Source organism: Ruminococcus sp. OM04-4AA, from assembly GCF_003462585.1.
Lineage (GTDB): Bacteria > Bacillota > Clostridia > Lachnospirales > Lachnospiraceae > Mediterraneibacter > Mediterraneibacter faecis.
Genome location: NZ_QTZH01000149.1, coordinates 1 through 1,256 on the forward strand (window position 1 = coordinate 1; position 1,256 = coordinate 1,256).

Consider the following 1,256-nt stretch of genomic DNA (forward strand, 5'->3'; position numbering starts at 1 on the left):
AACAGCTATATTAATTAGTTAGGAATTATGAACAGCTATATTAATTAGTTAGGAATTATGCTGATTTTTCAATGTTTTATATCACTAGGAAATGTTGAAATAGTTATCATTATTTTATCAATTTGTATTTTTTCGTTGATACTAGAAATTGCATTAAAAGTAATATAAAATTCCCATTTGCAAAACTTCATATCCATACACACAAAGCAGTTAGTCTTAGGATTGACTGCTTTTTTCGTACCCAGAAAGGAGTGATTGATTTATGCGTAAGATTTGGAATAAAGGACACCGTATCAGAGCCAGCGACAAGCACCTTGTCTACCACTTTTCCATAGGGATGCTTCTGGTGGTATTCGTGGCGGTTCTTTTGCTACTCAATATCAAACAGCTTATGCGTACTGATTGGGAGCATTTCAGCTTGTTAGAAAACGGCTTGACGCTCTCCCCTTACAACTTCATAACCATATTGATAGCGACGGGTGTTTGTGCATTGGTCGCTTTTCTGTATTACCGCTTCTGTTACGACAGTTTCAAGAAGCTCCTGCACCGTCAAAAGCTGGCAAGAATGGTACTGGAAAATAAGTGGTATGAAGCCGATACCGTACAAGACAGCGGTTTTTTTACTGACCGGCAAAGCAGATCAAGGGAAAAAATCGTCTGGTTTCCAAAGATTTATTATCAAATGGAAAAGGGACTGCTTCATATCCGCTGTGAAATTACGCTGGGGAAATATCAAGACCAGCTTTTACGGTTAGAGGATAAATTGGAAAGTGGCTTGTATTGTGAACTGACCGACAAGACCCTGCACGACGGCTATATCGAATATACCCTGCTTTATGATATGATAGCGAACCGTATTACCATTGATGAAGTACGGGCAGAAAACGGCAGTCTTAGGCTGATGAAAAATCTTGTCTGGGAATATGACGCACTCCCTCACGCTCTTATCGCTGGTGGGACGGGTGGCGGTAAAACTTATTTTCTGCTGACGCTCATTGAAGCCCTACTGCATACCAACGCTGTCCTTTACGTCTTAGACCCGAAAAATGCGGACTTAGCAGACTTGGGGACAGTTATGGGAAATGTGTATCACACCAAAGAAGAAATGATTGATTGCGTCAATGCCTTTTATGAGGGCATGGTACAGCGAAGCGAGGAAATGAAGCGACACCCGAACTATAAGACGGGCGAAAACTACGCCTATTTGGGACTGCCACCCTGCTTTCTTATCTTTGATGAATATGTGGCATTTTTTG

1 protein-coding gene is annotated in these 1,256 nt (G+C 41.0%); it reads left to right on the plus strand.

Features of this window, described 5'->3' with window-relative positions; genetic code table 11:
• Positions 1 to 262: 262 nt before the first annotated feature.
• Positions 263 to 1,256 (plus strand): FtsK/SpoIIIE domain-containing protein (locus tag DXB52_RS15820; RefSeq protein WP_118108066.1); only part of this gene is annotated, 994 nt, incomplete at its 3' end.